The following is a 24,858-nucleotide window of genomic DNA, read 5'->3' as shown; positions in this document are numbered from 1 at the left end:
AAAAAGATGAACAACAATAATGTGAGGAGCTAATTTAAAATGGGAAAATATTTTGGAACCGATGGCGTACGAGGGATAGCAAATAAAGAACTGACACCAGAATTAGCGTTTAAGTTAGGACGTTTTGGTGGGTATGTGTTAGCACAGCATTCAAAAACAGATAACCCCCGTGTTTTAGTGGGTAAAGATACACGTATCTCTGGGAGAATGCTGGAATATGCTTTAATTTCTGGTCTTTTATCCGTAGGTGTCGAAGTCTTACGTTTAGGAGTAATAACAACTCCAGGTGTTTCTTTCTTAACGCGTCAACAAGATGCTGCAGCAGGTGTTATGATTTCTGCGTCACATAATCCTGTACAGGATAATGGAATCAAATTCTTTGGTTCTGACGGGTTTAAACTCTCTGACGAACAAGAAGCTGAAATAGAAGCCTTGATTGATACTGAAGAAGATACATTACCTCGTCCGAGCTCAGATGGCATGGGGACTTCTGAAGAATACAAAGAAGGATTACAAAAATATATTCAATTCTTGAAACAAACCATATCTGGAGATTTAGCGGGTATCCATGTGGCACTTGATGGTGCAAATGGAGCCGCTAGTCCGCTACTTAACAGATTATTTGCAGATTTGGATACAGAATTTGACGTGACTGGAAATACGCCCAACGGTCTAAATATCAATGAAGGTGTTGGAAGTACGCATCCAGACTATCTTTCTGATTTTGTTAAAGATAAAGGTGCAGATGTCGGATTAGCTTTTGATGGTGATGGAGATCGTTTGATTGCGGTAGATGAACTGGGTAATATCGTAGACGGCGATAAAATCATGTACATATGCGGTAAATATATGCATGACGAAGGACGCTTGAAGAAGAATACGATTGTTTCAACGGTTATGAGTAATATCGGCTTCTACAAAGCGCTGGAAGCACATGACTTAAAATCAGTGAAAACAAAAGTGGGCGACCGCTTTGTTGTTGAAGAGATGGTTAAAAATGGTTACAATCTAGGTGGAGAACAATCAGGACATGTTATATTCCTTGATTATCATACAACCGGAGATGGCCTATTAACAGGTGTTCAGCTGTTAAACGTGATGAAGCAAACAGGGAAAAAATTATCTGAATTAGCCGAAGAAGTGACCTCTTTCCCTCAGAAACTGGTTAATATTCAGGTAACTGACAAACATAATGTTATGTCTAACCCTGCAATTAGCCAAGTTATTGAAGAGGTGGAAAAAGAAATGGCTGATAATGGTCGCGTGCTAGTGCGTCCCAGTGGAACAGAATCATTACTGCGTGTGATGGCTGAAGCTCCAACAGAACAGGCTGTATTAGAATATGTAGAACGTATTGCAAAAGTTGTAAGAGAAGAATTAGGCACGAACTAAACTTCATATAACAAACGACAAAATAAAAACTACAAACCCCATCGGAATATGTGGTTTGTAGTTTTTTTCTGATATTTACTTGTGGAAAAGGTTTAGAACCAGATGGTCATAAAAAACCAGCTGATCATGATCAATTGAATGATTCCTTCTGCAAGCCTACCGCTTAAAAAACCAATGAGGGTACCAGTAGCCGCGCGCAATGCGGAAAGGAAATCTTCTTGCTGCCAGTACTCGACTATGATAACAGCAATGAATGGCAGAGCTAAAATGCCGAATGGCGGATAAACGAATGCACCGATGATGACTGAAATCGCAGCAACCCGTTCGCCTAATTTGCTCCCTCCAAATTGCTTAACAGCTAATGAACCGGTAAAGATATCAGCCAGTAATAGGACAGCGGTTAAGATGAACATGGATATCCAAAAGAATGTCGAAAGTTCACCGGAGTTAATAAAGAAATGATATATTATAAATCCTCCCCATATAGCGAACACGGATGGCAAAACAGGGAAAAATAAGGCAACGAAGCTGGTAATAAATAAACCAATAATTATGAGCCATAAAAGTATTTCCAAGATTAGAGTCTCCTTTCTTAAAATCAATACACATCCAGTATACTAAATAATGATGTGTTTGAAAAAAGTTAAAGTTGAGAGAGAATAGAGAAGTCTGATTAGGTCATTGAGAACCAGGGTTCAAGTTAAAAAATACTTTATGTTAGAATTTTCAAGAGCGGAATTCATTTTTTTGTAATAAAAGAATATTAAAGGGATAATAGTGAGGCAGGACTCTTAATAGAGGGACTCCTATAGATGTTTTTTAGAGGAAGTAAGATCAATATTTCTTGTGATAAAAAGTTTCGCAAGAAATAATTAAAGGAGTTAGTATGGGAGCATTTAAAAAATATATTACGACATATAAAAGAAACGATCCATCGGCAAGATCAACACTCGAAATAGTTTTAACCTATCCTGGATTTTGGGCTATCATATATTATCGTATCGCTCATTTCTTACATCAGAAGAACTTGAAATTAATCGCACGTATGGTCTCTACGTTCGGCAGATGGGTGACAGGGGTCGAAATCCACCCTGGAGCCGTCATAGGCAGATGCTTCTTCATAGATCATGGTATGGGGATAGTGATCGGAGAAACGGCTATTATCGGTGATGACGTTCGTATTTTTCATGGTGTGACATTGGGTGGCCGTGGAGATGAAACAGGCAAGCGTCATCCAACGATAGAAGATGGGGTTTTACTGTCAGCTCATGCTCAAGTTATCGGTAATATAACAATAGGGAAAAATGCAAAAATTGGTGCAAGTGCTGTCGTCTTGAAAGATATTCCAGAAGGAGTGACGGCTGTAGGCATTCCTGCTAAAGTGGTAAAATCAAAGATTGAAAATCTTGTTAAAACTGACGCCTGCGAACTAAAGTGAATAAAAGCTATTAGTAGAATGTTCTAACTGTTGGCGATATACTTTCTATGAAGTACAAGAAAGGGAGGGTTCTATGAAACGGCTAATCAAAAGCAATTAGTAGAATATTCTGATTATTGGTGTTTTATTGTGTATGAAGTATAAGAAAGGGATGGTTTTATGAAAAAGCTAATCAAAATCATTATGGCTGTTTTGCTTGTCAGCTTGTTATCATCTCCTACTGCTTTTGCCAAAAGTGATAATGCCAAAGAGTCACTTGTTGCGGTGGGTGATTCGATTCCGTTCGGTTACAACTTGGGGCAGACCAACCAAAATCCCGCAAAAACCAGTTATCCTTATGTGATCGGCAAACTAACTGATTTGCGCGTACGTAACCTGGGTGTTCCGGGATGGCAGTCAGATCAGTTATTGACTGCCTTGCAAACCAATCAAAAATACCGACAAGCCATCAGTCACTCGGATTATGTCGCTGTGACCATCGGAAGTAACGATTTCTTGGAAATTCTGCGCGCTGCAGCTACGGAAAGCGGCGAGAATCAGCTTTTATTCCAACAAATACTGCAACAAAAGCTAGAAGAGAGCGATGTTTTCGAAAATATCACCCAGACTATCCAAGAAGTCCGCTCGCTGACAGATTCGCCAATCGTTTTATACAATGTATACAACCCTTTCCAATTGACTGATCCGCTTCTCCATAATGTTTCAGATGTTTTTCTTACACAGATCATCAACCCGGCCTTTGCAGTACTGGCATTCTCTTACCAAGATGTCTACCTGGCTGATGCCTACAATGCATTCGGCAATGACCAAGCCAGATACGTCTTACCTGGAGACATTCATCCGACCGAAGACGGACAAGCCAAACTTGCTGAAATCAGCTTACAAGCTTTTGGGGTCTATTAAGTAAAAGAAAAAAGGTTTAAAGGTTGGTTCTTTCCTATTATGAATTACTACCTTTAAACTAGACAATCAATAAAAGCGATTCTATGCAGTCCAAAGAAGGTGATCCCGATAAACTACGGGGGTCATCTTTTTTTTGATAATCATTACATCATTATCAAATGAAATATATTCTTCTACAGAATTCCATATATCCTGAAGGGTTTCCTGTTTCGTTCTTAACGCTCCTTTCTTGCAACAATGATATTTTACTGAATATAAATTACATTCCAGATAAGCTATGTGCGATTTTTGCTTCTTCCAACTGCTCCTTAAGAGATCTCCTTTTTATGCTATAATAGTAAAAATAAAGAGGAGTGAAGCTCATGGATTCAAAAAAATGGAAGATGAAGGATGCCTTGATGAGGGAGTTTAATCAGGAAAAATCAGATTCGGGTGTTTCAGGGAAACGTCTGGCTGAAAGATTGGACACTCTATCGATGATTGGTAGAACAAGTGACAACGGATCCAAGCGCCCAGGGTTTTCGCTACTTGAATACGAAGCCAAAAGGACTGTGATAAAATGGATGAAGGAAGCGGATTTAAGTGTTCGTCAAGATGGTGCAGGTAATATTATCGGCCGACTGGAAGGAGAACAGTCATCTCTTCCAGCCATCATGAGCGGCTCTCACGTTGATACCGTCCCAAATGGTGGACATTTTGATGGCACTTTAGGCGTGTTGTCCGCACTGGAAGTCGCACAAGCTTGGAAAGACACAGGGTACCTGCCTAAGAAACCTTATGAAGTAGTCATTTTTACGGATGAAGAAGGTTCACGGTTTAATGGTGGGTTGACTGGAAGCGAAGCACTGACAGGTGACTCAAATATAGACGATTTGTTATCTAAAGTGGATAATGAAGGACGCACATTTAAGGAAGTCATCGCGGATGTCAGTTTGACAGTTGAAGGATTTACACAAGCCAAGAGAGATTTAAATGAAATCGAAACATATATAGAGGTACATATTGAACAAGGGAAACGTTTAGAAAATGAAGATCTTCCGTGTGGCATTGTGAATGGGATCGCTGGACCGTATTGGATGAAAGTAACATTTAAAGGATTAGCTGGACATGCCGGCAACACGCCCATGAATGACCGCCGAGATGCACTAGTTGCGGCTAGCGCATTCATTCAAAGAGTGAGTGAGTTACCTCGAACAATAAATACGACATCTGTAGCAACTGTGGGCAATATAGAAGTGAAACCGAACGGGACCAACGTCATTCCGGGCGAAGTCATTCTATATGTGGATATTAGAGATATTGAGAGTGAGTCCAGACAAGAACTGATTTCTAAAATTATCTCATGTGGTGAAAATATAAGTCAACAGTCGGATGTTTCTTTTGAGTATAAGTGTGTGCATAACTCTTTGCCTGTCCCCATCCCCTCAGCACTGCAAGAAAAACTCGCTGAAGCTACTAAGGAAGAAGGAATAAGACCTTATTTCTTACCAAGCGGAGCTGGTCATGATGCAATGATACTAGGTAGGTATATGCCTGTTGCGCTTTTATTTGTCAGAAGCAGGGACGGAATCAGTCATAATCCGGATGAATGGTCAGATTTAAGTGATTGTGTCCAAACCGTACAAGTATTGAAGAGGTATATCGAGAAAATGCAGGAATTACAATGAGAATGAGTCAATAATTCAATCTGTGAATGTAGTGGACCATAGTGTCTCCAAGAAAATGCATGAAAATTGACGGAATAGGCAATAGCGTGCCCTTCGCCATCTGTTGACTTGGATGAAGGTCACGGAATAGGCAGTAGCGTGCCCTTCGACGTCACTTGACTTGGATGAAGGTCACTGAATAGCCAATAGCGTGCCCTTCGCCATCACTTGACTTGGATGAAGGTCACGGAATAGGCAATAGCGTGCCCTTCGACATCACTTGGCTTGGATGAAGGTCACGGAATAGCCAGTAGCGTGCCCTTCGTCATCGGTTGACTTGGATGAAGGTCACGGAATAGGCAGTAGCGTGCCCTTCGACATCGCTTGACTTGGATGAAGGTCACGGAATAGGCAATAGCGTGCCCTTCGACGTCACTTGACTTGGATGAAGGTCACTGAATAGGCAATAGCGTGCCCTTCGCCATCACTTGGCTTGGATGAAGGTCACGGAATAGGCAATAGCGTGCCCTTCGCCATCAATTGGATTGCCTGAAGAGTAAATAATACTTAATTGTGTGTCTGCTGTCCATGATCTGGCTCTATGGAGAACATTCGATTCTATTTCAATTGATTCTCGAACAAATCTGCAATGAAAATCATAAAGGTAATAAATAGTTGTAAAAAGTAAAAAAGATGACATTGGAATGAAAACCCAATGTCATCTTTTTTTGTCTTTATTTAATTGCGACGTCGGCCGCCTCCGAATATTAAAATGAGACGCATCACACTTAAGAAAGAAGCAATCGCTGCAGCAATATAAGTTAGGGCTGCGGCGTTTAAGACTTTTTTAGCTTGCGGGATTTCTTCTCGGGTCAGCAGATTCTGATCTTCCAAGATACGAATGGCACGCTTGGATGCATCGAATTCAACCGGTAAGGTCACGAGTTGAAAGAGTAAAGTTAATGAAAAGAGCATGATACCGATATTGATCAGTGTATCACCACCACCTTCAGCAAAAAACATACCAAGCAAGAGGATAGGAAACGCAGCGGTTTGACCGAAGTTCGTTACCGGAACCAAGGCTGCACGTAAACGTAATGGTCCGTAATTATCGCGGTCCTGCATCGCGTGTCCCGCTTCATGAGCAGCAACACCAATGGCAGCGACGGAACTTGAATTACGTGTTGTGTCAGAAAGGCGTAAGACATTATCCTGCGCATTATAGTGGTCAGTTAAGTTTCCTCTGATACCCTCAAGACGCACATTCTCTAAATTTGATGCATTCAAAATTTGACGACAAACATCAGATGCCGTGTCCCCACGTTTGCTTTTTACATCACTGTACTTACTATAGGTCGATCGCACATACATGCTCGCCAAACCAGAAATGATTAAGCCGATAATTATTAATATCATGGTTGAATCCCAATAAAAGGGGAAATACATTTTAAGAACCTCCAATACTGTTTTAAGTGAAAATCACTTTTAAGTTCAATTAATTTCACTTAATTATACCATATAGAGACTGTCTTTTCAGATTATTATTATGAATTAGGTGTGATTTATTTTTGTTGAAAGTTAGTTATAAAGCCATTTTTTTTCATACTCATACTGGAAGTAACAACAAAACAATATAATTTAGTAAATTTACTTGTTTAGTTTTACTAAAGGGGTTACAATAATAGTGACTACTATAAGGAGCGTGTTTATAATGGAAAGAAAACAATTAATGAAGGAATTTAAAGAACGATTCAACTATGAAGGTGAACGTGTATTTTTCTCACCCGGACGCATCAATTTAATAGGTGAACACACGGATTACAATGGCGGGAAAGTGTTTCCCTGCGCCATAACAATGGGCACATATGGGGTCGTAAAAGCGCGTAAAGACAATAAAGTCCATGCCTATTCCGGTAATTTTCCTGAAGTCGATACAATAGTGTTTAACATTCAGGACCTCGCTTTCAAAAAAGAAGATAACTGGACAAACTATGTTAAAGGCATGATGAAATATATTCAAGAACAAGTGGGCGAATTGCCTCATGGCTTTGACTTGTATGTTTACGGTACGATCCCAAATGGCGCTTCGCTTTCTTCGTCCGCTTCTTTAGAATTGCTTACTGGAGTGATCGTGCATGACTTGTACAACTTGGATATCTCTCGACTAGACCTTGTCAAACTAGGTATGCGTACAGAAAATGAATTTTTAGGACTCAATTCAGGTATTCTCGATCAGTTTGCTGTAGGGATGGCTGTAAAAGGATACGCTATGTTGCTCGACACAAATACTTTATCGTATGAGCAAGTACCGGTCGATCTGCCGCACCATAAGATAGTGATCATGAACTCCATGACCCGACGTGAACTAGTTGATTCAGAGTACAATACACGACGTGAACAATGTGAAGCAGCGTTAGAACAATTGCAGGAAGTCGTTGACGTTTCTTCATTAGGCGAATTAACAGAAGAAACATTTGAAAAATACAAACATGTCATCAAAGACGATGTATTGATGCGCCGTGCGCGTCATGCTGTATACGAAAGTGCCCGTACTGATAGAGCAGCTGAAGCACTGAAAGCCGGTGAATTAGATCTGTTTGGAAAATATATGAATGAGTCGCACATCTCTTTGGATGAAGATTACGAAGTGACCATTGAAGCCACGGACTTACTTGCTAGATCAGCATGGAAAGAACCGGGTGTCATCGGTGCACGCATGACCGGAGGCGGATTCGGGGGATGCTGTATTGCCATCGTAGAAAATGATGAGGTAAAATCATTTGTCGAAAATGTCGGGAGCGGTTTTAATGAAAAAATAGGACATGAAGCTGAATTTTATATTGCAGAAACAGCTGATGGAGCAAAGGAATGGGTGGACAATGAGTAAAAAGATTACAGCCCCAGCCATCGATCAGATCATTACTGACTTTATCGATTATTATATTAAAACAAATAGAGTAGATAATAATGACCGCATCTATTTGACGAACCGGTTACTTGATCTACTGGATAAAAAAGAAATTGTAGCCTTAATGCCTCTGGAAGAGAATGAGCAACCACTGGAATTGCTGGACAAACTGACGGAGTATGCAGTCAAACAAAATGTGATCGATGACCTTTCTTCTAGTCAGGATGTGTTTGGAGCAAAAGTTATGGACCTAGTAACCATGCGTCCTTCTGAAGTGAATCAGTTATTTTGGAAAGAGTATGAAAAAGGGCCTAAAAAGGCAACCGATTATTTTTACGAAATGAGCAAAGAAAATAATTATATAAAAACAAGAGAAATCGCTAAAAATATTGAATACACCCATCAGACAGAATACGGTGAACTGGAAATCACGATCAATTTATCGAAACCAGAAAAAGATCCCAAAGAAATCGCTTTGGCCAGACAAACGAAGACAAATTATCCTGAGTGTAAACTGTGCATGGAAAATGAAGGGTATGCGGGACACTTAACGCATCCTGGGAGAGCAAACCACAGGCTTGTAAGGATGGAGTTAAACGAAGAAGAATGGGGATTTCAGTATTCACCCTACGCTTACTACAACGAACATGCCATCTTTTTATCTCGTATTCACCGTGAGATGAATGTGGGTGTTCAAGCCATTAAAAATCTTTTGGATATCTTGACCACGTTGCCGCATTATTTTGTGGGTTCCAACGCTGGATTGCCTATTGTGGGGGGGTCTATTCTATCCCATGACCATTATCAAGGCGGACGTCATACTTTCCCTTTAGAGAAAGCCGATGTGGAATACACCTTTGAAATGAGCCAGTCATCAAATGTAGAGGCAAGTGTGATCAAATGGCCGATGTCAGTGATCCGCTTAACGAGTTTGGACAAAAAAGCGGTTGTCAAAACTGCTGATAAAATCATGGAAATGTGGGAAGGTTATTCTGATGAGTCGGTGGGGATTTATGCTGAAGTAGAGGGGGAGCCGCATAACGCGGTTACACCGATAGCCCGACGTAAAGGTGAGGCGTTCGAACTAGATCTTGTTTTACGTAACAACCGGACTTCAAAGGAGTTGCCTGATGGCATCTTCCACCCACACCCACCTGTTCAACACATCAAGAAAGAAAATATCGGCTTGATCGAAGTGATGGGGTTAGCTATTTTGCCTCCACGCCTAAAAGATGAACTGCAGACGGTCAGAGACTTTCTCGGTGGAAAAACCAGTCATGTCGATGCTCTCCATCAAGATTGGGCTGATGAGCTAAAAGAGAAAAACGAGATAACAGAAGATAATATTAACGAAATTGTTGATAAAGCGGTTGGCGATGTCTTTTTACAGGTATTGAAAGATGCAGGCGTCTTTAAACGCGATAAAGAAGGTAAAGAGGCGTTTAGGAGATTTATTGATTATTTGATATCATATTGAAAGATAGATAATCACTTTAGGAGGAAAAAATCGTGGAACTGACAAAAACTGTTTTCGGGACGTATGAAGGTAAAGATGTGCATGAATATACATTAACCAATTCGAAAGGTGTCTCAATAAGCGCGATGCCATTAGGTGCAACCCTGACTAAATTGGTAACACCAGACAAGGACGGAAAAAAAGAAAATATCACTTTGAACGTCGAAAGTTTAGAAGACTTTGTAACGCATCGTCCTTTTTATGGCGCAACGATAGGGCGCGTCGCTGGTCGCATCACTAAGGGTAAATATTCCTTAGGTGACAAAGAGATACAATTGGACGTCAACGAAGGAAACAACTTGTTGCATGGTGGCCCCAAAGGCTTAGACACAAAGCTATGGGATGTTGAAGCGAACGAAGACGAAGGTAAACTCTCTTTTAATTATGAAAGCCCGGCAGGAGAAAATGGTTTTCCTGGAACTATGCAGATCACTGTCACGTATACGCTGACGGAAGCGAATGAATGGGTGATCGATTACACAGCGACGACAGACGAAACGACGTTGTTTAATCCCACCAATCATGTGTATTTCAATTTAGCGGGGGACATCAATAAACCGATATTAAATCATGAGTTGGAGTTGGCCAGTCGACATTATGTGCCACTTGCTGAAGAAAACCTGCCAGGTGGCAACTTGGAAAGCGTTGAAGGTACACCATTCGATTTTACAGTATTGAAACCAGTCAAAGATGCAGTCCTTTCCGATCATCCTCAAATCAAACCGTTAAATGGTTTGGATCATCCGTTTGTACTGGATCAAAAAGATGAAGTTAAAGCTAGACTGTATGATTCAGAAAGTAAAAGAGAAGTGAAATTATTTACAGACTGTAACAGCGTGGTCGTGTTCACTCATAATGGAGAAGTGGATGATTATACAATTGACGGAGGACCGGCTAAGCAGTATGCGGGTATTACTTTGGAAACTCAAACGTTACCTGATGCAATCAATCAGCCGGGATTCGGAAATATTATTTTGAAACCAGAAGAGACGTTCCGGTCACGGACGACATATGAATTTGGAGTAAGAAACTAACAGAATGTGTAAGATTGAAAAAAAGTGATGATTAAGGAGAGTAGAGATGGCAACTTTAAAGGATATTGCAAACAAAGCAGGAGTTTCGACATCTACTGTATCTCGGGTACTGAACTATGATTCATCATTATCCGTCGGGGAAGAAACGAAGAAAAGAATTTTTGAAGCCGCAGAAGAGCTGGAGTATAAAAATAAAAAAAAATCAGCTAAAAAAGCAAAAGGTAAATTGGCTATCATCAACTGGTACACTGAAGCAGAAGAACTTCAAGACATCTATTATATGTCTATACGTTTAGGCGCTGAAAAACGTGCTAAAGCATTGGGATATTCCTACCGCCGTGTATATAAACAAGATGATTTTATAGAAAAAACTGACTTGAATGGCATTCTGGCGATTGGGAAATTCAGTGAAAAACAAGTGAAGCAATTAAAAAGTAATGATGTTCCGCTTTGTTTTGTAGATTACCTGCCGAAAGAAGAATGTGATAGTGTGGTGGTAAACTTCAAAAAAGCAATGCGCGAAAACATTGATTATCTCATTGAAAAAGGTCATGTACAGATAGGCTTTATTGGTGGGGAAGAATCATTTAGTGATGGAACCGGTCATTGGACTGACCCGAGAGAGAAAATAGTGAGAGAGTATCTTAAACGAAAAAAAATGTATCATGAGAACTATTTCTTTACAGGAGCTTTTCGTGTTGAAGATGGCAAAAAAAACATGCTCAAGGCACTGGAGTCCATCGAAAAAGATCAATGGCCAACTGCTTTTATCGCGGCGAATGATGCGATTGCTATTGGTTGTTTAAAAGCACTGTATGAGAAAAATGTTAAAGTACCAGAAGATATCAGTATCATTGGCTTTAATGATATTTCTACAGCTAAATATATAACGCCTTCTTTAACAACAGTGAAGGTCTACACAGAAGACATGGGTATTAGTGGAATCAATCTTCTTCATGAACGGATCGAAGAGGGACGCGATGTTGCAAAAACAGTGATCATGTCTACAAAACTCATTGAACGAGAAAGTACCTAAAAAAAGTCGCCTCTTTTGAGGCGACTTTTTTCTTATCCTAATTCACAGCCAGTTAAGTTTCTCAAAAGCATTGTCTTGTGGTTGATACCCTAGTTTCACGCGTGCAGAATGAATATCTAAGCGTGGGAATGTATTGTTTGAGAGCCCATTCACCAGTAAGTAGGGTTCCTCAAGGGTTGTAGCCAAACAGCAGTCGATGAGATGATTCATGTCTCTGGCTGAAAAATACATAGCCATACCATTGAAATCACTTTCTGGATCGATTTTTGAGTCGTCCGATTTATAATCACCAATACGAATACCAATGGATTCGATATTTTTATTAAAGGCATAATAGCTGGCTAAAGCTTCCAAGTATGCTTTAGAAACACCATACAAATCATCCGGACGGACTTGATCGGTCGTTTTCACTTGTACATCATCGGGGTATGCATCACTAGCATGAATAGAACTCGCAAAAATAATGCGTTTCAGCTTAGGAGCATTCAACGCTTTTTTATATAGATTCTGTGGTAAGACGTAATTCAAGCCAACGAGTTCATCATAAAAGTCAGCATCAGGGTCTGGATTTGCAGCGAGTTGGATGACATACTCCGCGTCATCAAGTAATCCGTCCCATGCCTCAAGTTCTGTTAAATCTTTCTGAATGGTTTCTACACCCTTTTTCAGTTCTTCCGGAAAAGATGAAAAGTCAATATCAGCAAGAACCAGCTCATGCTTATCTTTTAAATGCCTGGTTAAATTTGTTCCAATTGTCCCGGTAGCTCCGGTAATCAGTATCTTACTCATCTGAAACCTCCTTGAATGATAAATAAGGACTCCATCCTTAAACTGATAAGGATGGAGTAGAACGCTTATCTTTTTTTATCGTTTTCCTTGTGGTCTTCTTTGGCTTCGCCAACGGCATCATGACCATGACCTTTTGCTTTTTGAGCTTTACCTTCTGCTTGTTTACCTAAATCATCTGTAGCATCACCATAAGAGTCTTTAGCTTCTCCCACTAATTTGTCTTTAGCACCTTTAGCTTTATGTTTTAAACTATCTTTATTTTCAGTCATTAATTCTCGCTCCTTCTTTAGTTATATTATGTTCACATTTATTGTAGGACTATTAGTAAATTATTGCAAAAATTAAGGTTGAAACGTGTCAGATTTGTTTCTCCTGACCGTCATAGTGTGCTAAAATCAAGTTAAATAGATTGATGACCAGAGGAGTCTAAGTATGAAAATTTTGGCTATAGATACATCTAATCAAGTAATGTCCGTTGCGCTGATGGACGAGGCTCGTTTAATCGTTGAACGCATAATAAACGTTAAGAGAAATCACAGCATTCAGTTGATGCCGGCTATTGAAGCAATAATGAAAGAAGCTGACTGGAAACCTAAAGAGTTAACAAGAATCGTTGTGGCGAAGGGTCCTGGGTCCTATACGGGGGTTCGTATAGGTGTCACTGTGGCAAAATCTTTGGCCTTCAGTTTGAATATTGAGCTGGTAGGTGTATCTAGTCTTGAAGTTTTAGCTGCAAATGGTGCACAAATACCAGATTCATACTGTGTTCCGATTTTTGATGCCAGACGTGGCAATATCTATACAGGCTTATACCAATATAAAGAACACAGACTTGTTCAAATTGAAAAAGATACACATATTGCTGCTGAACAATGGGGACTGTATCTGAAACGTCTAAAGGGACCCATTCAATTGTTGGGTGAAGATCGACTAATACACACAGAGCTATTTGAAAACAACTGCGGAGATAACTTGATTGAATTACCTGCAAGTCTGCATTATCCACATGCGAGTGTATTAGCCGAACGAGGAAGTTACCTTGAACCGGAAAATGTTCATTTGTTTGAACCAGAATATTTAAAGCTAGCTGAAGCTGAGCAGAATTGGATGGAGGCACATCCTGACTTTGAAAAAGGAGACGGGTGGATTGAAAAACTTTAAAGAGTGGATTTCAGAAAGAGTAGCTAAATCGTCAAATAAATCATTCTCACCTATTTCAAAACGCGTAAAATTGCACCAACCTTTTTACGCTCTTTCGGATGAGCAGTTTCTCAAAGTGAAGATAGCTGATGAAAATGACGTAGATAGTATTTTGAAAATCGAACGCCTTTGTTATGAGGGGCAGATGCCTTGGAACCGTACGGCTATTTTTCACGAAATACGTTATAATAAAAATGCTTTTTACATTATCTTGTACGATGATGAAGAGCCAGTGGCCTTTGTTGGCACTTGGTTTGTCGCACATGAAGCACATATCACTAATATTGCGACGGTACCATCGTATCAAAATAAAGGGATAGCCACATACTTATTAAAAGAAATCATTCGTGTTGCGCTGGAAGAAGAAATTGGAAAAGTCACTTTAGAAGTAAGAGTTTCTAATAATACGGCTCAGAGTTTATATCGGTCTCTGGGTTTCATAGATGGTCGAATTAAGAGTAGATATTACGCCAACAATCACGAGGATGCTCTCGAAATGGTAAGAGTGCTTGTACAGGAACCTGGTGAAACGGTGAATGAGGGATGATCAGCAAGATGCAAAAACAACGCGTAAGTATCAGACGATATAATTTTAATGAAGATAAACATGATCGGTTCTATGCTATTGCAAAGCAGTCTTTTAGCTACGGTTCACCCTGGTCAGTGGAACAGTACCGTGAAACGTTAGCAAGAGAGGATCTTGTCTTTTTTGTAGCCGAAATAGAGACGCATCTTATTGGTTATATTGGTGGGAAACTGTTTCTCGATGAGGCAGAGATTTATACGATCGTTGTATCCAAAGAATTTCAACAACAACAAGTCGCTCACTTTTTGCTGAATCGATTTGAAGAAGAATGTCATTCGGAAGAAATAGACACAATTTTTTTAGAGGTGAGAGAATCTAATGAAATAGCGCAATCGTTTTATCTGAAAAATGAATTTGAAGTTATTGCAGCAAGAAATAATTATTATACCCAACCCTTAGAAAACGCAATAATAATGAAAAGTAAGAGCAGAGAGAAGGCAGAACATGGAAAAGAAGCGGATCTTAGCGATAGAGACAAGTTGTGATGAAACAAGTGCTGCAGTGATAGAAGACGGTCATACGATACTATCGAATATTGTCGCTTCGCAAATAAAAAGTCACCAGCGATTTGGTGGCGTTGTCCCTGAAATAGCTAGTCGTCATCACGTCGAACAAATAACATTGATTATAGAAGATGCACTAAAGGAAGCGGGCGTTTCCTATGATGATCTAGATGCTGTAGCAGTCACGGAAGGTCCGGGACTCGTAGGTGCTTTACTGATTGGCGTAAATGCTGCGAAAGCCATCGCTTTTGCTCACGATTTACCGCTGATAGCCGTCAATCACATCAAGGGTCATATCTTTGCCAATCAATTAGTATCCACGCTATCATTTCCCATTCTTTCGCTGGTCGTGAGTGGTGGGCATACTGAACTTATTTATATGGAATCAGAAGATTCTTACGAAATAATTGGAGAGACGCGTGACGATGCAGCTGGAGAAGCGTATGATAAAATTGGTCGTGTCTTAGGCGTTCCTTACCCGGGAGGTAAACATATCGATCAAATGGCTCATGAAGGAAAAGATACCTATCATTTTCCGCGAGCAATGATAAAAGATGATACGTTTGATTTCAGTTTCAGTGGATTGAAAAGTTCGTTTATCAATACCGTTCATAATGCGAAGCAGAAAGATGAAGAGATTCATCTCAACGATTTAGCAGCCAGTTTTCAAGCCGCCGTCATTGACGTGTTAGTTTCTAAGACCATTCGGGCAGCCAAAGGAAAAAAGGTCAAGCAATTAGTTCTGGCTGGCGGTGTAGCTGCAAATAAAGGTTTGCGTACAGCGTTGCAAGCAGCTGTTTCAGAAGAATTGCCGGAAGTTGAAATGCTTATTCCTCCGCTTGAACTGTGTGGAGACAACGCTGCCATGATCGGGGCTGCTGCCTATATACAACTGAAAAATAATAATTTTGCTACGTATGCATTAAATGGAAGACCAGGATTAACTGTTTAAACAGGAAAAACCGTCAGTTGGATTTCAACTGGCGGTTTTTGTCTTAGGTATCTAATAAATCATCCAAGGCGAATTGTTTTTCTTCCCATTCTTCGAGTAAGCGTTCTTGCTTTGATTGCAATGACTCGTTTTCTTTGGCGAGGCTTTCAAGTTTTTCAAAATCATTTGATATTTTCGGATCACTTAATGATTTTTGAACAGACTCGATCTGTTCTTCAAGTTGTTCGAGTTCATCTTCGATCGATTGAATAGCACGTTCGATTTTACGCTGATTTTTCTGCACTTCTTTTTGATTTTCAAATGTTTTTTTAGCAGAGGAAGAAGCTGTTTCAGTCCGTTCTGCTTCCGGTTGCTCTATTAATCTCAAGGCTTCCAGCTCTGCTTTTTTCTGGATATAATAATCATAATCTCCCAAATAGACGTCGGCGCCTTTCTCGTTTAACTCAATGACTCTTGTGGCCAACCGGTTAATAAAGTAACGGTCATGAGAAACGAATAAAAGAGTACCGGGATAGTCGATCAGAGCATTTTCGAGGACTTCTTTGGAATCGATATCCAAATGGTTGGTCGGTTCATCTAAAAGTAACAAGTTGTTCTTTTCCAAAGAGAGCTTGGCTAAGGCAACACGTGCTTTTTCTCCACCGCTTAATGAAGCAATCGATTTGCCAACATCATCACCACTGAATAAAAAAGAACCCAGCAAGGTGCGGATATGTTGTTCAGGAAGACTGGGATGATCATCCCAAATTTCATCCAAAACAGTTTTCTTTTCACTTAAAAGGTTTTGTTCTTGATCGTAATAACCTAAATCAACTTTCGCACCATAATTGATCGTGCCGCTTAGTGAAGGAATCATATGATTGATGGTTTTAAGCAAAGTTGTTTTTCCAACACCATTGGGACCTACGATGGCAATCGATTCCTCTTTTCTGATATCTAGATCAATATGACTGGAGAGTGCGGTCTCTTCGTAACCAATGGAAAGGTCATCTGTCTGCAAGACGATTTGTCCTGACTCTTTGTCTGTTTGAAATCTGAAATGTGCACTTTTTTCATCGTTTTGAGGTTTATCAACAGTATCCATTTTTTCAAGTTGCTTGCGACGTGCCTGGGCGCGCTTGGTTGTAGAAGCACGAACAATGTTTTTATCAACAAAATCTTCAAGTTTGGCTATTTTCTTCTGTTGTTTTTCAAAGACTTTCCACTCGCGTTTAATCTTCTCAGCCTTTAATTTCAAGTAATTTGAATAATTGCCAGTGAAATAGTCAACTGAGCCTCTGCTTACTTCGTAAACTTCATTAATGACTTTATCCAAGAAGTAGCGATCGTGAGAAACGATTAAAAGAGCTTTGGAATAGTTTTGTAAATAGGTTTCTAGCCACGCTAAGGTTTCAATGTCCAGATGGTTTGTCGGTTCATCCAGGATGAGCAGATCTTTTTTCTCTAAAAGTAACTGAGCTAAAGCCAGTCGCGTTTTTTGACCTCCAGATAAGTTTTGGATAGGAGTATCATAATCTTCCTCGAAAAATCGGAAACCGTGTAAGACTGAACGGATTTCACTTTCAATGCCGTAACCATTTTTTTCATGGAAAGTGAGCTGCAAGGTATCATAGCGGCTCAGCATTTCGGTATACTCAGTACCAGATTTATCTAATGTCGGATCACTCAGTTTTTTTTCAATTTCCCGCATTTCTCTTTCGATTGCTAAAAGGGGTTCAGCGATTTTCATCATTTCGTCCCATATGGTTAATGAGGAGTCTAAACCGGTGTATTGGTCGAGATAACCGATGGTGATTTCTTTCTTTTTATGAATGTTTCCGGAATCAGGTTCTTCTCTCCCGGATATTATTTCCAGTAATGTTGTTTTACCAGCGCCATTTCTACCCACAAGCCCAATGCGCGCGTTGTCTTTGATTTCAATAGTAACGTTATCAAATAATTTTTCGGCACCAAAATAGCGCGAAATTTTTTCGGTTTGTAATAGTATCATTTTAGTGTCCTCATTTTCTAAATATTGCCGTTTGGCCGTCCCTTATAGTTTAGCATACATATGTTAGATAACAATATCAGAGTAGCTAATAATTGGAGGGATTTGTGAATGGTGTTCTCAATTAAGCATGTGATATTATCATGTATGTTTGCTCACTAATTACACATACGTTCAATCTTTTGCAATGTATTTATTCGATTTTAATTAAAATCATTCTGTTGAATCAAGTTGTTTTGCTTTTATTTGGATGAATTAATGCTATAATATTAATTGGAAGAAAGATTAAAGTTTGTGAATACACAAAGATGACCTTGGAAGTAAATTATAATAAAACTAAAGTTAATTTTTAAATTGGATGAGGAGAATGAATAATGGCTGAAAAAAAAATACCTAAAGCGACTGCTAGACGCTTACCTTTATACTATCGCTATTTAAGATTTTTATATGAAGCAGGAAAAGAACGCATATCATCTGCCAAGTTGAGTGAAGCAGTTAAAGTAGACAGTGCAACGATACGTCGTGACTTTTCTTACTTTGGCGCATTAGGTAAAAGAGGATATGGGTATGATGTTGAAGAGTTAATGAATTTTTTCAGTAAAACCTTAAATCAGGACAGACTAACGAACGTAGCGCTTATTGGTGTCGGTAATCTAGGACAAGCGTTACTGAATTACAATTTTCGTCGCAATAATAACATTCGGATTAGTGCCGGTTTTGATGTCAAGGATGAACTAATTGGTACGATTCATCAAGGTGTACCTATTTATTCGATCGATGACATGGTAGAACAACTTGACTTGCAGCAGATCGATGTGGCTATTTTAACGGTACCTTCAGAAGTTGCACAAGAAATGGCTAACAAACTAGTCGAAGGCGGTGTAAAAGGGATCATGAATTTCACACCGATTCGGATGACGGTTCCTGAACATGTGCGCGTCCACAATGTCGATTTGACTAATGAATTACAAACACTTATTTATTTTATCAATTATTACCAGGATATAGAAAAACCGCACGAGAATGAGGAAGAGATAGATGGGTTTATCATTTAAGTAGATAAATAAATAAAAACGGACGACCTTTAAAAGGTCGTCCGTTTTTAATTTATTTTTGACTTTTCTTAATGCGATAGTATGCGTCGGCTAGGCGAGTCCCTTGGACAAAGTCTTTAGTAGCAAAAATGGCGAAGAGATATGAAAAGAAGCCCCAACCACTCGTAGATACCGAATCAATAGTAAAGAAAAGAAAAAGAGCAAAAAAGAGAAATTTAAAGACGATTTGAAATCTAAGTTGTTTTTCTGTCATAGTAAATCCTTTCTTGATGAGCAGTTTATGGATAACTAAAGTAAATATAAATTAGCTAAAACAGCCAGTGTGTTCATCAAACAGTGGGCGATAATAGGCGTCCATATGTTTTTGGTTTTATAATAAAGCCAGGAAAAGACAAGTCCCATTGAAGCATATACAAGAAGCAAGCCATCGAAATGAATGAATGCAAAAATCAAAGAGCTGATGACAGCTGCACCAATGCCACCGGTTCTATCTACCAGCATGCCGAAGATGGCTTTTCTGAAGACGAATTCTTCCATGATCGGACCAGCTAAACCAATAAGCAATATGAAGATAGGATAGTTTCTCACCACTTCTACCAGCATTTGAGTATTCTGCGATTCCATGGAAGAACCTAGAAATCTGACCTCGATAATACTGGCTAAATTTTGTGCAAAGAGGGCGATGAAAATCCCAGCGATTCCCCACAGTAATATGTCTTTTTTTTGTTTGGAAAAAGATTCTTCAAAAGGAAAAGTCATCGTATATTTCTTTTCAATAGCGATCATACTAATGGCACCCAAAGTAAAAAGGATAAGTGAGGGCATCAAGAATCCTACGGGACCCATAGTTTCAGGCAGAAATAAGGGAATAATTCCGGATAAGAGTTGAACTAGTACAAAAAGTAAAATGATACGTGTGGCAGCTTTTTTATTTAATAGGGTTTGGTTCATTAAAGTCATCCTTTTAGTTAGTTTCTACAATACTGCTAACTCTAACACAAATTGAAACGGGTTTCCACAAAGGGGAAATTGAAAGATTTTAGAAGATAGGGCTTGCATGACTCTTCAGTTTTGAATATACTAATAAGGGAGTTAGCACTCGAATGAAGAGAGTGCTAAAACTTACATCTTCACTATGATTTAGTGAAACTATAAAAATAAATATTAGAATTTCGGAGGGATAACATTATGTTAAAACCATTAGGAAATCGTGTGCTTCTTGAAGTGAAAAAAGAAGAGCAAAAAACGGCAAGCGGGTTAGTACTACCTGAATCTGCCAAAGAAAAACCACAAACAGCTAAAGTTGTGGCTGTGGGTGAAGGTAAATTACTAGATAACGGAAACTACGCTAAAATAGCAGTGTCCGTTGGAGACGAAGTTGTTTTTGAAAAATATTCGGGTGCTGAAATCAAATTTCAAGGTATAGAGTATCTAGTTGTTAAAGACACAGACATTATTGCTGTTGTTGAATAATCAAATAAAATAAACTGGTTTAATTTAAATACAATTGATGAAGGAGAGAATACAAACATGGCTAAAGAAATTAAATTTTCAGAAGATGCACGTGCTGCAATGTTACGTGGCGTAGATAAATTAGCAAACACTGTAAAAGTTACCTTAGGACCCAAAGGCAGAAACGTTATTTTGGATAAAGCGTTTGGCGCACCTCAAATCACTAATGATGGGGTCACCATTGCAAAAGAAATTGAATTAGAAGATAAATTTGAAAACATGGGTGCACAATTAGTTGTTGAAGTTGCAAGCAAGACCAATGATATTGCCGGAGACGGAACAACGACAGCAACAGTATTAGCCCAAGCGATCGTTAACGAAGGCATGAAAAATGTAACAGCTGGTGCTAACCCGGTCGGTATCCGTAGAGGAATTGAAATGGCAACGAAAAAAGCAGTGGAATCACTGCGCGAGATCTCAACTCAAGTTGCAGATAAAGAATCGATTGCTCAAATAGCTGCAATTTCTTCAGGTGATGAAGAAATTGGTCTTTTACTTGCAGATGCTATGGAAAGAGTCGGTAGCGATGGTGTCATTACTATCGAAGAATCTCAAGGCATTGAAACAGAATTAGCAGTTGTTGAAGGGATGCAGTTTGATCGTGGTTACTTATCTCAATACATGGTAACTGATAACGAAAAAATGGAAGCCAGTTTAGACAACCCGTATGTTTTAATAACAGACAAGAAAATCTCATCTGTTCAAGAAATTCTACCTGTGCTGGAAAACATCATGCAGCAAAATCGTCCGTTATTGATCATTGCAGATGATATTGATGGAGAAGCGTTACCGACATTAGTCTTGAATAAAATTCGAGGCACTCTAAATGTAGTTGCGGTCAAGGCGCCTGGATTTGGCGATCGTCGTAAAGGTATGCTGGAAGATATCGCTACCTTAACTAACGGGACCGTTATTACCAGTGAATTAGGCTTAGACTTGAAAGACATGACCATCGATCAATTAGGTACAGCAGGAAAAGTTGTTGTTACTAAAGATGACACCACCATCGTTGAAGGTGCTGGCGACAAGCTAGCCATTGAACAACGCGTGGGCATGTTGCGTGCTCAAGCTGAGGAGACAAACTCAGAATTTGACCGTGAAAAACTGCAGGAACGTATTGCTAAATTAGCTGGCGGTGTGGCCGTGATCAAAGTTGGTGCAGCTACGGAAACAGAAATAAAAGAACGTAAATTACGTATTGAAGATGCGTTGAATGCTGCTCGTGCAGCCGTTGAAGAAGGCGTTATTGCCGGCGGTGGAACAGCGTATATCAATATCTTGAGCAAAATTGAAGAAATCGAAGCAGAAGGCGATGTAGCAACAGGTGTAAAAATCGTCTTACGTGCGCTTGAAGAACCTGTTCGTCAAATTGCTCAAAATGCCGGATTAGACGGTAGTGTTATTGTGGAACGCTTGAAACACGTTGAGCCAGGTATTGGCTTCAATGCTGCAACAGGAGAAATGGTCAACATGGTCGAAGCAGGCATTATCGATCCAACCAAAGTAGCCCGTTCAGCTCTTCAAAATGCTGCATCTGTATCAGCTCTGATTCTTACAACGGAAGCAGCTGTTGCAGAATTCCCTGAAAAAAATGGACCGGCCGGCGGAATGGATCCAAACGGCATGGGCGGTATGATGTAATCAAACGAACACTTCTTTTCAATAACTATTAAAGACGAAACGCCCTGGCTACTCTATGTGAGTAGTCAGGGCGTTTTTTATGTATCCAGTTTAGCCAAAGAGCGACTCAAGTACGGAAACGAGGAGAGTAGATGCATCAAAACCTAAATAAAGGAGAATACCATCGATGATAGGGTACCCAACGACAGCGCCAAGGAAGAAAAATAAAAACTTTTTATTATCATTTCTTTTTTTCACTTTCATCTTCACACCCTTCTTTTTAATATATATATATATGTAAATTAATTTAATGATAAACAAGAATTAAGAAGAAGTCAACTTGTGGCTTACTTCTTCCATTATTGATAAACTAAAAACAACAAAATATATTCAAGGGGTGACAGTATGTTAGTCTGTGCGCTGCAGATCGATTTGATTTATAAGAATGAGAAGAAAAACCAGAATAAAATAATTGAACTGATCAGGACAGCCGTGGAAAGGAATAAACCTGATGTGTTCGTGTTGCCCGAAATGTGGAACGTTTCTTTTTTTCCGGATGAACTTGAAGAACATGCGGATAAAGATGGCAAAAAAACAAAACAGTTTTTGAGTAATCTAGCAGAAAAGTACCATGTGAATATAGTCGGCGGTTCGGTAGCCACGTATTCAGATGGCCAGTTTTATAATACGAGCTATACGTTCAACCGAGAAGGTGAGCTCGTGCATACGTATAATAAAGTTCATTTGTTTTCACCTTCAAACGAACACCAGCTGTTTACATCTGGCGACCAATTGGGAATATTTGAACTCGATGGTATAAAAGTGGGGATAGCTACCTGCTATGACTTGCGCTTTGTAGAATGGATAAGACGCATGGCTTTGGAAGATATACAGATTTTATTCGTACCGGCTGCATGGCCGCAACCTCGTGTCCACGTCTGGGAGACCTTACTCCGTGCTCGAGCGATTGAGAATCAATTTTTCGTCGTGGGCGTCAACAGTGTGGGTGAAACAGATAAATTGAAATTCTGCGGTCATTCAAGGATATTCAATCCTTTAGGCGAATACCTAGCTTCTGCCAGAGAAGAAGAGATGCTTTTATGGGCCGATTTAGACTTGGAAAGTATAGCGAAAATTCGCCAGGATATAACAGTTTACAATGATCGCCGTCCAGAACTCTATTAAACAGATATATTTCATTTATTAGGGGATCGTTTCCAGTCTTGTTATTCTAATATTAAGAACTTTCACACTCATCAGAGTGAAAAGCATAAGGAGGGATAAAACCGTGTTAAAGGAATATGATTTTGATGATTTTAAGAATCCGTATAGTTCATTTAAAACCAAAGAATTGGGCGAACGTCTGTCAAGAGCCCAACGATTAATAGTTAATTTGGGTATTCCGGTTTTAATTATTGTGGATGGCTGGGAGTCATCCGGCAAGGGTTACGTTATTAAAGATTTGGTTAAAGAATTGAATCCGAAACATTTTAAAGTGAGCGTGTTTGAAAATCCTACGGAAGAAGAACGCAACAGACCTTTTTTGTGGCGTTTCTGGGATAAAATTCCAGGATATGGGGACATTGCTATTTATGACCGTAGTTTTTATTTTAAACTCTTCAATGATGTATCTTTAAATGGAGAAGAGTTAGAAAAAGACATTAAGGATATCAGTTCGATCGAGAAACAACTATTAGATGATAAAGCCATCATCATTAAATTTTTCCTGCATCAAAAAGAGACAACACAACAGCAGAGGATCGATGAGCTGAAAGACGATGAATTCCGTTCTTTCCTGATCAGCAAACGAGATGAAGACCAGTATGACCACTATGATGAGTATCTTGAGCATTTTGATAACATTCTAGAAAAATCCGATTTCACTTTCAGTAAGTGGCACGTCGTTTCTTCAGAAGATAAAAAAGATGCCTCGGATAAAGTTTTGGGTATGACCATTGATTTGATTCACCAAGGTATCGACCGAATCATGGGGATGCAAAAGAGTGGATCAAGAAAAGAATTGAGAGATTATTTACCACAAGAAAAACCACTAGACGAATTGAAGTTAGACCTGAAATTGGACGATGAGGAATACGACAAACTAAAAGACGAGTTGCAGCTTGAAGCTCAGGAGTTGGCTTTTCAATTGTATACGAAAGGGATACCTACCGTACTGGTCTTTGAAGGTGTCGATGCGGCTGGTAAAGGCGGTGCCATTGAGCGGCTGACTCGAGAGATGGATCCGCGGGGATATGAAGTGGTCACGACCTCGGCGCCTTCAGTTCTGGAAAGCAATCACCATTACTTGTGGCGTTTTTATAAAAACTTTCCGAAAAAAGGAGACATGAAAATCTTTGATCGCAGTTGGTATGGCCGAGTCATGGTCGAGCGAGTTGAGGGACTGGCAGAAATAGAAGAATGGGACCGTGCTTACGCTGAAATAAATCAAATGGAGAAACACCTTCATAACTTTGGTACTCTTGTCCTGAAGTTCTTTATTTACATCGATAAAGATGAACAACTTGCCCGGTTTAAAGAACGTGAGACTGAACCGGACAAGATATACAAACTCACGGATGAAGATTGGCGTAACCGTGAAAAGTGGGATGATCACATAGAGGCAATGAATGAAATGTTGGTGCGAACGAACACGGAGTACGCGCCATGGATCATTGTAGAAGGGCAGCAGAAGAAGTATGCTCGGATCAAGGTATTGAAAGCGTTCGTTGAACAGGCCAGAAAGATTCTAGAAGAGAAAGACTAAATGAGTAAAGCGAAAGA

General features: G+C 39.6%; 26 protein-coding genes. 17 read left to right on the top strand and 9 right to left on the bottom strand.

Features of this window, described 5'->3' with window-relative positions; genetic code table 11:
- Window positions 1-39: 39 nt before the first annotated feature.
- Window positions 40-1,392, top strand: a complete 1,353-nt coding sequence (glmM, locus tag ACO1PF_RS04070; protein WP_423190076.1) for a phosphoglucosamine mutase — start codon at window positions 40-42, stop codon at window positions 1,390-1,392.
- Between the two features lie 92 nt (window positions 1,393-1,484).
- Here the strand turns inward: glmM and ACO1PF_RS04065 are convergent, their stop codons facing one another.
- Window positions 1,485-1,967: a DUF456 domain-containing protein gene (locus ACO1PF_RS04065; protein ID WP_423190075.1), complete on the bottom strand. Its 483-nt coding sequence runs from the start codon at window positions 1,965-1,967 to the stop codon at window positions 1,485-1,487.
- Window positions 1,968-2,278: 311 nt separating this feature from the next.
- Here ACO1PF_RS04065 and epsC point away from each other — a divergent pair, with 311 nt between their 5' ends.
- From epsC to ACO1PF_RS04050, 3 genes are all read left to right on the top strand, one after another.
- Window positions 2,279-2,830, top strand: coding sequence for a serine O-acetyltransferase EpsC (epsC, locus tag ACO1PF_RS04060; RefSeq protein ID WP_423190074.1), 552 nt, complete (start codon window positions 2,279-2,281; stop codon window positions 2,828-2,830).
- 159 nt (window positions 2,831-2,989) lie between these two features.
- Complete coding sequence (locus tag ACO1PF_RS04055) at window positions 2,990-3,733, top strand: SGNH/GDSL hydrolase family protein (RefSeq protein ID WP_423190073.1); 744 nt, start codon at window positions 2,990-2,992, stop codon at window positions 3,731-3,733.
- Window positions 3,734-4,095: 362 nt separating this feature from the next.
- Window positions 4,096-5,400, top strand: a complete 1,305-nt coding sequence (locus tag ACO1PF_RS04050) for a M20 family metallo-hydrolase (RefSeq protein ID WP_423190072.1) — start codon at window positions 4,096-4,098, stop codon at window positions 5,398-5,400.
- Window positions 5,401-5,863: 463 nt separating this feature from the next.
- Here the strand turns inward: ACO1PF_RS04050 and ACO1PF_RS04045 are convergent, their stop codons facing one another.
- Both ACO1PF_RS04045 and ACO1PF_RS04040 read right to left on the bottom strand, forming a co-directional pair.
- Window positions 5,864-6,079 carry a hypothetical protein gene (locus ACO1PF_RS04045; RefSeq protein WP_423190071.1) on the bottom strand — a complete coding sequence of 72 codons (216 nt, stop codon included), beginning with the start codon at window positions 6,077-6,079 and terminating at the stop codon, window positions 5,864-5,866.
- Window positions 6,080-6,117: 38 nt separating this feature from the next.
- The gene (locus ACO1PF_RS04040; protein WP_423190070.1) at window positions 6,118-6,825 is read right to left on the bottom strand and encodes a zinc metallopeptidase; all 708 of its coding nucleotides are present in this window, start codon (window positions 6,823-6,825) and stop codon (window positions 6,118-6,120) included.
- A gap of 265 nt (window positions 6,826-7,090) precedes the next feature.
- Between ACO1PF_RS04040 and ACO1PF_RS04035 the strand changes: the two genes are divergently transcribed.
- Genes ACO1PF_RS04035 through ACO1PF_RS04020 form a run of 4 tightly spaced genes read left to right on the top strand, consistent with a single transcriptional unit; the run spans window position 7,091 to window position 11,873 of the window.
- Window positions 7,091-8,266 carry a galactokinase gene (locus tag ACO1PF_RS04035; protein WP_423190069.1) on the top strand — a complete coding sequence of 392 codons (1,176 nt, stop codon included), beginning with the start codon at window positions 7,091-7,093 and terminating at the stop codon, window positions 8,264-8,266.
- Window positions 8,259-9,764: a UDP-glucose--hexose-1-phosphate uridylyltransferase gene (gene galT / locus ACO1PF_RS04030; protein ID WP_423190068.1), complete on the top strand. Its 1,506-nt coding sequence runs from the start codon at window positions 8,259-8,261 to the stop codon at window positions 9,762-9,764. The genes ACO1PF_RS04035 and galT overlap by 8 nt, the downstream gene beginning before the upstream one ends.
- Window positions 9,765-9,796: 32 nt before the next feature.
- On the top strand, window positions 9,797-10,837 hold the full coding sequence (locus ACO1PF_RS04025; RefSeq protein WP_423190067.1) for an aldose epimerase family protein: 1,041 nt from the start codon (window positions 9,797-9,799) through the stop codon (window positions 10,835-10,837).
- A 46-nt stretch (window positions 10,838-10,883) separates the two neighbouring features.
- The gene (locus ACO1PF_RS04020) at window positions 10,884-11,873 is read left to right on the top strand and encodes a LacI family DNA-binding transcriptional regulator (RefSeq protein ID WP_423190066.1); all 990 of its coding nucleotides are present in this window, start codon (window positions 10,884-10,886) and stop codon (window positions 11,871-11,873) included.
- 42 nt (window positions 11,874-11,915) lie between these two features.
- Here the strand turns inward: ACO1PF_RS04020 and ACO1PF_RS04015 are convergent, their stop codons facing one another.
- The gene (locus ACO1PF_RS04015; RefSeq protein WP_423190065.1) at window positions 11,916-12,662 is read right to left on the bottom strand and encodes an NAD-dependent epimerase/dehydratase family protein; all 747 of its coding nucleotides are present in this window, start codon (window positions 12,660-12,662) and stop codon (window positions 11,916-11,918) included.
- 65 nt (window positions 12,663-12,727) lie between these two features.
- Window positions 12,728-12,931 (bottom strand): CsbD family protein, encoded by a 204-nt coding sequence (locus tag ACO1PF_RS04010; protein WP_423190064.1) that lies wholly within the window; start codon window positions 12,929-12,931, stop codon window positions 12,728-12,730.
- A gap of 163 nt (window positions 12,932-13,094) precedes the next feature.
- On the opposite strand from ACO1PF_RS04010, the gene tsaB reads away from it, so the two are divergent.
- The 4 genes from tsaB to tsaD are packed head-to-tail and all read left to right on the top strand — an operon-like array spanning window position 13,095 to window position 15,903.
- On the top strand, window positions 13,095-13,823 hold the full coding sequence (gene tsaB / locus ACO1PF_RS04005) for a tRNA (adenosine(37)-N6)-threonylcarbamoyltransferase complex dimerization subunit type 1 TsaB (RefSeq protein ID WP_423190063.1): 729 nt from the start codon (window positions 13,095-13,097) through the stop codon (window positions 13,821-13,823).
- On the top strand, window positions 13,810-14,409 hold the full coding sequence (gene rimI / locus ACO1PF_RS04000; RefSeq protein ID WP_423190062.1) for a ribosomal protein S18-alanine N-acetyltransferase: 600 nt from the start codon (window positions 13,810-13,812) through the stop codon (window positions 14,407-14,409). The genes tsaB and rimI (ACO1PF_RS04000) overlap by 14 nt, the downstream gene beginning before the upstream one ends.
- Before the next feature lie 8 nt (window positions 14,410-14,417).
- Window positions 14,418-14,933 carry a ribosomal protein S18-alanine N-acetyltransferase gene (gene rimI, locus ACO1PF_RS03995; protein WP_423190061.1) on the top strand — a complete coding sequence of 172 codons (516 nt, stop codon included), beginning with the start codon at window positions 14,418-14,420 and terminating at the stop codon, window positions 14,931-14,933.
- A complete protein-coding gene (tsaD, locus tag ACO1PF_RS03990; RefSeq protein WP_423190060.1) occupies window positions 14,893-15,903 on the top strand; it encodes a tRNA (adenosine(37)-N6)-threonylcarbamoyltransferase complex transferase subunit TsaD in 1,011 nt (336 codons plus the stop codon). Before rimI (ACO1PF_RS03995) ends, tsaD begins: the two co-directional genes overlap by 41 nt.
- Before the next feature lie 43 nt (window positions 15,904-15,946).
- Here tsaD and ACO1PF_RS03985 read toward each other — a convergent pair whose 3' ends face one another.
- Complete coding sequence (locus ACO1PF_RS03985; protein ID WP_423190059.1) at window positions 15,947-17,893, bottom strand: ABC-F family ATP-binding cassette domain-containing protein; 1,947 nt, start codon at window positions 17,891-17,893, stop codon at window positions 15,947-15,949.
- Window positions 17,894-18,264: 371 nt separating this feature from the next.
- Between ACO1PF_RS03985 and ACO1PF_RS03980 the strand changes: the two genes are divergently transcribed.
- Entirely contained in the window at window positions 18,265-18,945 is a 681-nt protein-coding gene (locus tag ACO1PF_RS03980) for a redox-sensing transcriptional repressor Rex (RefSeq protein ID WP_423190058.1), read from the top strand.
- Between the two features lie 52 nt (window positions 18,946-18,997).
- Here the strand turns inward: ACO1PF_RS03980 and ACO1PF_RS03975 are convergent, their stop codons facing one another.
- Window positions 18,998-19,198 (bottom strand): DUF4305 domain-containing protein, encoded by a 201-nt coding sequence (locus tag ACO1PF_RS03975; protein ID WP_423190057.1) that lies wholly within the window; start codon window positions 19,196-19,198, stop codon window positions 18,998-19,000.
- A 35-nt stretch (window positions 19,199-19,233) separates the two neighbouring features.
- A complete protein-coding gene (locus ACO1PF_RS03970) occupies window positions 19,234-19,896 on the bottom strand; it encodes a lysostaphin resistance A-like protein (RefSeq protein ID WP_423190056.1) in 663 nt (220 codons plus the stop codon).
- A 237-nt stretch (window positions 19,897-20,133) separates the two neighbouring features.
- On the opposite strand from ACO1PF_RS03970, the gene groES reads away from it, so the two are divergent.
- Together groES and groL are read left to right on the top strand one after the other, a co-directional pair.
- Complete coding sequence (gene groES / locus ACO1PF_RS03965; protein ID WP_423190055.1) at window positions 20,134-20,418, top strand: co-chaperone GroES; 285 nt, start codon at window positions 20,134-20,136, stop codon at window positions 20,416-20,418.
- 57 nt (window positions 20,419-20,475) lie between these two features.
- Window positions 20,476-22,098, top strand: coding sequence for a chaperonin GroEL (groL, locus tag ACO1PF_RS03960; protein ID WP_423190054.1), 1,623 nt, complete (start codon window positions 20,476-20,478; stop codon window positions 22,096-22,098).
- Between the two features lie 90 nt (window positions 22,099-22,188).
- Here the strand turns inward: groL and ACO1PF_RS03955 are convergent, their stop codons facing one another.
- Window positions 22,189-22,341 (bottom strand): hypothetical protein, encoded by a 153-nt coding sequence (locus ACO1PF_RS03955; protein ID WP_423190053.1) that lies wholly within the window; start codon window positions 22,339-22,341, stop codon window positions 22,189-22,191.
- 141 nt (window positions 22,342-22,482) lie between these two features.
- On the opposite strand from ACO1PF_RS03955, the gene ACO1PF_RS03950 reads away from it, so the two are divergent.
- Window positions 22,483-23,262, top strand: coding sequence for a carbon-nitrogen family hydrolase (locus ACO1PF_RS03950; RefSeq protein WP_423190052.1), 780 nt, complete (start codon window positions 22,483-22,485; stop codon window positions 23,260-23,262).
- Window positions 23,263-23,365: 103 nt separating this feature from the next.
- A complete protein-coding gene (locus tag ACO1PF_RS03945; protein ID WP_423190051.1) occupies window positions 23,366-24,841 on the top strand; it encodes a phosphate:AMP phosphotransferase in 1,476 nt (491 codons plus the stop codon).
- The last annotated feature ends 17 nt before the right edge of the window (window positions 24,842-24,858 follow it).

This window comes from Alkalibacterium sp. f15, assembly GCF_049389645.1.
In the GTDB taxonomy this organism is placed as follows: domain Bacteria; phylum Bacillota; class Bacilli; order Lactobacillales; family Carnobacteriaceae_A; genus Alkalibacterium.
Note: the sequence above shows the minus strand (reverse complement) of the source record. Positions and strands in the feature narration are given on the sequence as shown.